We start from the raw sequence: 6,533 nt of genomic DNA on the forward strand, positions 1-6,533 counted from the left end.
GACAGACTGCTTAAAAACTTAACTTTTTTGTGTCCAAAATATTGACCTAGATCCAATATTTTTGTTATATTGCTCAACACTATTTATTTTATTGAGGTGAGAAGAATGAAAAAACAAATCATATCTAATGCATTTTTATTTCTGTCCATTATGGTTTATGTTGTTTTGTTTAAGACCATTTTTGGCCAATCTAACTTAATGGTTGGAGTTACGGTTTTAATTATTGGATTAGTTACATCTGAAAAGGATATGACTCAAAATTTAAAACTGTTATTTATTAAATTATTATTCATCTTGTTGTATATGGGATTAGCGAGTTATTTAATAACGGTTAGTGCATTTTTAACAATGTTAATTAGTATTCCATTTATTTTCTTTATGACGTATTGGACAACGATAAATGGTAAGAAAACATATCATTTCCCATATTTACTTGGATATTTATTTCTATTATTATCAGCACCAGTTTCAGATATTAAAATGCTTCCAGGACGTTTAATTTCGTTAGCGATAGGAGCATTATTAATCGTTTTATTACAATATGTAATGAACAAAGATACTTATAAGAAGATTTTAAAAAATGAAAATGAAACAGCATTAGAGCTTGTTGAAAAAAGAATCGATCGAATTTTATCTCAAGATTACAGTATTCATCCTGAAGAAATCGATGTTCTTAAACTGGGAATGAAACGTTTTATGAAAGTAACATTTGAACGTCGCAATTTAAGAACGACTTTAACAACGGATAGTATGTATCGTGTGAGTGAAATTATCTCACTTCATAAAATTTATTACTTATTAACAGATGTCTCAAATTACTACGAAGCGGGTGAAACATCAGAAGAATTATTACTAGATCTGAAATTATTAGTTCAAGGATTAAAAAATGAGGACTACGCTATTGCGGCTAAAATATTTGATAAATGGGATGAAAAAGTTTTACCTGACTTCATGCAAAAAAATAAACAGGCTTTAAAGATATTGAAATTATCTGAACAAGATGTTTATCCTGAATATAAAGAAAACATCTTGCATCAAATATTCCAAATTGATACAAAGTCACTGTCTTTTAAATTTGCTATGCGTGTGACGATTTTATTAAGTGCTGCCTTGTTCTACACCACATTCTTTAACTTAGAATATGGTCGTTGGCTATGTTTTACACTGTTAGCACTTGTTCAACCAAGTTATGAGGAAAGTAATAAGAAAACATGGATGCGATTTACAGGGACATTATTCGGTGTTATTTTATTTTTAATTTTATTTACAATCTTTAAATCTTCAACTTCACGAACGTTGATTGTGATGATTACATCGTATGTAAATATGTTCTTTAATCGATACGATTATAAAATGATTGCAACAACTATCCAATCGCTTGGAGCAGCTGTTATTGGAACAACAGGATTAATTGTTGCCCAGAATCGTGTGGGATTTGTTTTGTTAGGGGGAATAGTTGCCTTTTTAGGAAATCGATATTTATTTACAATTCGTGAAAAAGAAGCTCATACTTATTTAATGGATCTTTATGAAAAGTATAAACATTATCTTTTAGGTAATGAAAAGTATCCTCATACAGTTATTGTAGAAGCTTATCATGCCCTCGAAATGGCAGGGGACGATAACAAATATCGTGAATGGTTAAATGTTAGCTTTGATGCTTTAACTAATCCAATTCAATAACATCTAAAAACACTTTTTATCTATATGGTGAAAAGTGTTTTTTTTTGATAAGGTTAAATTGAAAGAAATTATTTTTGTGAAAGTTGTTCCAAAAAAACGACAAAATTCCAACCGAGAACTTGATTTTTTGATATAATAAAATTGGAATTTTAAATCATTTATAGGAGGTTTCAACATGAGACGTGAATTAGCAATTGAGTTTTCTCGTGCCACAGAGGCAGCAGCATTAGCAGGTTACAAGTGGTTAGGACGTGGGGATAAAAACGCGGCAGATGGTGCGGCTGTTTTAGCGATGCGTCACGTATTAAATGAAATTAATATTCGCGGAGAGATTGTGATTGGTGAAGGTGAAATCGATGAGGCGCCAATGTTATACATCGGAGAACGTGTTGGAACTGGATTTGGAGACGATGTAGATATCGCGGTAGATCCAATTGAAGGAACTCGTATGACAGCAATGGGACAGGCTAATGCTATGACAACCCTTGCCGTTGGTGAAAAAGGATCTTTCTTAAAAGCACCAGATATGTACATGGAAAAACTAATCGTTGGGCCAAAAGCGAAAGGTGTTATTGATTTAAACTTATCTTTAGAAGAAAATATTCGTCGTGTTGCCAAAGCAGTTAATAAGCCATTATCTGCTGTAACAGTGATGACACTTGCTAAACCACGTCATGATGAGCAAATTAAACAAATGCAGGCTTTAGGAGTGCGTGTATTTGCGATTCCAGATGGAGATGTTGCAGCTTCAATTTTAACATGTATGCCATTTAGTGAAGTTGATATGGTTTATGGAATTGGTGGAGCACCAGAAGGTGTTGTTTCTGCTGCTGTAATCCGTGCACTTGATGGAGATATGCAAGGACGTTTAGTTTTACGTAAAGATGTTAAAGGTGAGACAGAAGAAAATATTAAAATGAGTGAGGATGAAGCTCGTCGTTGTGAAGAAATGGGAGTTAAACCAAACGAAATTTTAAAACTTGAGGATATGGCGAAAAGTGATAATGTTATCTTCTCAGCAACAGGAATCACTAAAGGTGATTTATTAGATGGAATCACATGTGAAGATGGAATTGCCACAACTGAAACATTAGTTATTCGCGGAAAATCAAGAACTGTTCGTCGTATTCAATCAATTCATTATCTAGATCGTAAAGACGACCAAATTAAAGAAATCATTTTATAATTTTTTAAACTAGCCTCCTATCAATAGGAGGCAACTTTTACATATGAGGTGAAAGACATGTACGCTGCAATTATTTTATCAGCCGGAATTGGAAGTCGAATGGGATTGGGTTACAATAAAATGTTATATGAAATTAACAACCAACCTGTTGTGGTTCATACCTTGAAAAAATTCTTAAAAAATGCAAATTGTGGACAACTTATATTAGTTGTTAATCCAACTGAAATAGATACGATGCAAAATATCTTAGAAGGTGCTAATATAATGGATTCGCGTATTCGAATTGTTCGAGGTGGAAGCGAACGACAATATAGTGTCTACAATGGGCTTCAGATGGTTACTGAGGATGTTGTTTTAGTTCATGATGGAGCGCGACCTTTTGTGACGCAACGTATGATTGATGAATGTTATCAGCAAGCTCTAAGTCATCATCCGTCTATTGTAGCAGTGCCTGTAAAGGATACGATTAAACGTGTAGTTGACGGTGTCGTAGTTGAAACTCCTGATCGCTCGCAAATATATGCTGTTCAGACACCGCAAGCAGCCCCAACTTCTTTATTAAAGCAAGCACATGAACGTGCAAAAAAAGCAGAATTTTTAGGGACTGATGAGGCAAGCTTAATAGAGAAGTTTACAAAATCAACTGTTAATGTGGTACGAGGAGACTATACTAATATTAAACTAACAACTCCAGAAGATTTAGTAATGGCAAAGCAATTAATGAAGGGAACCCTATAGATATTTAATAGCTAAAATGAATTGAAATAAGTGAATCATATTTTATGTCGTTAAACAAGAAATTCAAATTACGATAAAAAAATAGCCAACGAAAAAAATTTCGTTGGCTATTTTTATACAAGCTACTAGACAATGTATAGTAGTGTTTGTTATACTACTAGTGTGTAATACACAGTAGGAGATGAATAACTAAAATTTATCACGATGTTATACATTAAAATTTAATTTTTTTATAAAAATAAAAATAATAATTAAGATATAAGGAGTAGATTTTTATGAAAAAGACACTATTATATTCAATGTTAGTAACAGGGGCATTTTTATTCGGATGTTCTTCTGCTCCTCAAACGACTAATCCATCAACTACTCAAACAGAAACTCCGATAACTTCCCAGAATCCTAATTCAACAAATATTAGCGGTGCGCAAGTGACAATTACTGAAGAGCAAGCAAAAGAGATTGCTTTGAAAGAAGTCGGATCAGGAAATGTTATTGAATTCTCATACGATATGGATGATATTATTCCAAATTATGATATTACGATTGTGAATGGTACGACTGAATATGAATTTGAAATCAGTGCTGTTGATGGAAGTATTTTAAAACGTAGTAGTGAACAAAATCCACTAATCACTAATGAAGTAAAGATTGATGAGGCAAAAGTAAAAGAAATTATAAATAATCAAGTCAATGGAACAATTGTTGGAATTAAATTGGACCGCGATGACTACCTTCCGGTTTATGATGTTACAGTAGTAGATGGAACATATAAATATGAATTTGAAGTCAGTGCGATGGATGGAAGTATTTTGAGTAAAGACCAAGAATTAATTAACCAAGCATCTAATATAAATACTAATCAAGGATTAAATATTGATCAAACTAAAGCGAAGGAGATTGCATTAGGCCAAGTAAATAGTGGCGTAATTGGCGAATTTTCATTAGATTATGAACGAGGAATTCCTGTATATGAGATTACTGTTTATGAGGGAAGAACTGAATACGAATTCGAAATTAGTGGGATTGATGGAAGTATTATTTCTCGCAGTGTGGATACAAATTTAGATTAATATAGCCGAATAAAAGGTTAGAAAATATTTTAAATTTGAAAGACTTGTGGTATTATATCACAAGTCTTTTTGATGGATTTCTTGCTAAAAGACTATCTGTAAGGGAGGTTTAGGGTAACAATTTGTTGTTATTAATAATGAGATTATGAATGCACAATATAAAAAGGGTGTTTTAGAATTATGTGTTTTAAAATTAATTGAAAAAACGGATTTGTACGGTTACGAAATGGTTCAAAAACTTTCATATTATATAGAGGTGACTGAGAGTACAATTTATCCATTATTAAGAAGATTAACGAAAGAAGGCTATTTAGAAACTTATAATAAAGAGTCAACTGAAGGTCCGACGAGAAAATATTATTCAATAACAGATAAAGGTGAAGAATATTTAGCAAAACTTTTAAAAGAATGGAATCAAATGGTTGAATCCGTTCATCGTTTATTCGAAGGAGTGTGATTAGTCAGTGGATATGATTAACCAATGGCTAGAAGAGTTAGAGCGAGAATTACAAGATATTTTAGAAGAGGACCGATTAGAAATCTTATCTTCTTATAAAGAACAAGTTAATGAAATGAAAGAGTTAGATATAGATGAAGAGGAGATATTATCTAGATTAGGATGGCCTAAAAAGGTAGCACAAGAAGTTAAGCAATCATTAGATTATACTGAATCTCGTTTCCCCGCTGATAAAGATGATTCAAAGGTAGAAAAGCCAAAATCTAATGAAAAAGGTTTTAAAAAAGGTATCTCTATCTGTGCTATCATAGCATCTTTATGTGTCTCGATTTTATTTTTTATGACGAGTTTTCGTTTTATAATTGGAAGTATTTTTTTAATGTCTTTTTCAATCGGACTTGCGATTGCAGTATTAGGAGTGACACTAATTTTATTTAATATTGGGGTTGCGTCACTTTATACAGGTTATTTGATCTATAAACGACTTAATTAAGAATCAATTGAGGAATGTAGGTGAATTCAATGAGAAAGAAAGGTTTAGAGCTTTATTTAATTATTTCGAGTCTAGTTGCCGTTATTATTGTGATAGTGTGTTCTGTAGTTACGGTATCATCTAATATCGTGATAAAACAAAGCTTACATCAAGGAGTCCTTTTTGATTTAATCGAGTTAAAATCACAGGGGATGATTGAACTAGATGACTTATTTGATGATATTTTTGATTAGAAAGGAAGATTTTGATGATTCGAATTGGCCATTCAACTGATATCCATCAGTTAGTAGAGGGACGCAAATTAATTTTAGGTGGAGTTGAGATTGAGCATACAAAAGGATTACTTGGACATAGTGATGCTGATGTATTATGCCACGCAATAACAGAAGCAATTATTGGTGCTTTAGCAAAAGGTGATATCGGAACTCATTTTCCAGATACTGATCCAACTTACAAAGGAGTCGATTCACGTGTTCTATTGCGCGGAGCCTTTAAAATGATGGATGAAGCGGGATATTGCTTAGGAAATTTAGATGCGACAATTTATGCTGAAAGACCTAAAATGCGACCACATATCGACTCGATGCGTCAAAATATTGCGAGTGATTTAAATGCTTCAATGGATCAAGTTAATGTAAAAGCTACTCGTGGTGAAAAGTTAGGGTTTGTGGGGCGAGAAGAAGGAATAGCTTCAGAGTGTGTTGTTTTATTATTCAAAAAGACTAATTAACACAATATTAACGCGATGTTAACCGTTTATTAATCTCTGAGATATTGATACAAGGTATAATCAATTATGATATGCCCCCTATATTTTAATAAAGCTAAAGAATTACTTCTTTGGCTTTATTTATTCCTGAGTTGTCAATTTAAATCAGACAATTATTCATCACAAACTAAGCAATT

At 32.5% G+C, this 6,533-nt stretch carries 8 protein-coding genes; all 8 read left to right on the forward strand.

Features of this window, described 5'->3' with window-relative positions; translation table 11 throughout:
• Positions 1-105: 105 nt before the first annotated feature.
• Positions 106-1,683, forward strand: coding sequence for an FUSC family protein (locus QWC74_RS13370; RefSeq protein WP_006784398.1), 1,578 nt, complete (start codon positions 106-108; stop codon positions 1,681-1,683).
• Between the two features lie 175 nt (positions 1,684-1,858).
• Positions 1,859-2,869: a class II fructose-bisphosphatase gene (gene glpX, locus QWC74_RS13375; RefSeq protein ID WP_006784399.1), complete on the forward strand. Its 1,011-nt coding sequence runs from the start codon at positions 1,859-1,861 to the stop codon at positions 2,867-2,869.
• Positions 2,870-2,926: 57 nt separating this feature from the next.
• Positions 2,927-3,607: a 2-C-methyl-D-erythritol 4-phosphate cytidylyltransferase gene (ispD, locus tag QWC74_RS13380; protein WP_006784400.1), complete on the forward strand. Its 681-nt coding sequence runs from the start codon at positions 2,927-2,929 to the stop codon at positions 3,605-3,607.
• Between the two features lie 275 nt (positions 3,608-3,882).
• Positions 3,883-4,677: a PepSY domain-containing protein gene (locus tag QWC74_RS13385; RefSeq protein WP_006784401.1), complete on the forward strand. Its 795-nt coding sequence runs from the start codon at positions 3,883-3,885 to the stop codon at positions 4,675-4,677.
• A gap of 145 nt (positions 4,678-4,822) precedes the next feature.
• Positions 4,823-5,134 (forward strand): PadR family transcriptional regulator, encoded by a 312-nt coding sequence (locus QWC74_RS13390; protein ID WP_006784402.1) that lies wholly within the window; start codon positions 4,823-4,825, stop codon positions 5,132-5,134.
• A 13-nt stretch (positions 5,135-5,147) separates the two neighbouring features.
• On the forward strand, positions 5,148-5,627 hold the full coding sequence (locus QWC74_RS13395; protein WP_155061865.1) for an HAAS domain-containing protein: 480 nt from the start codon (positions 5,148-5,150) through the stop codon (positions 5,625-5,627).
• Between the two features lie 29 nt (positions 5,628-5,656).
• On the forward strand, positions 5,657-5,860 hold the full coding sequence (locus tag QWC74_RS13400) for a hypothetical protein (protein WP_006784404.1): 204 nt from the start codon (positions 5,657-5,659) through the stop codon (positions 5,858-5,860).
• A 14-nt stretch (positions 5,861-5,874) separates the two neighbouring features.
• The gene (ispF, locus tag QWC74_RS13405; RefSeq protein ID WP_006784405.1) at positions 5,875-6,357 is read left to right on the forward strand and encodes a 2-C-methyl-D-erythritol 2,4-cyclodiphosphate synthase; all 483 of its coding nucleotides are present in this window, start codon (positions 5,875-5,877) and stop codon (positions 6,355-6,357) included.
• Positions 6,358-6,533 lie beyond the last annotated feature (176 nt).

The organism is uncultured Turicibacter sp., from assembly GCF_938044715.1.
Classification (GTDB): domain Bacteria; phylum Bacillota_I; class Bacilli_A; order MOL361; family Turicibacteraceae; genus Turicibacter; species Turicibacter sanguinis.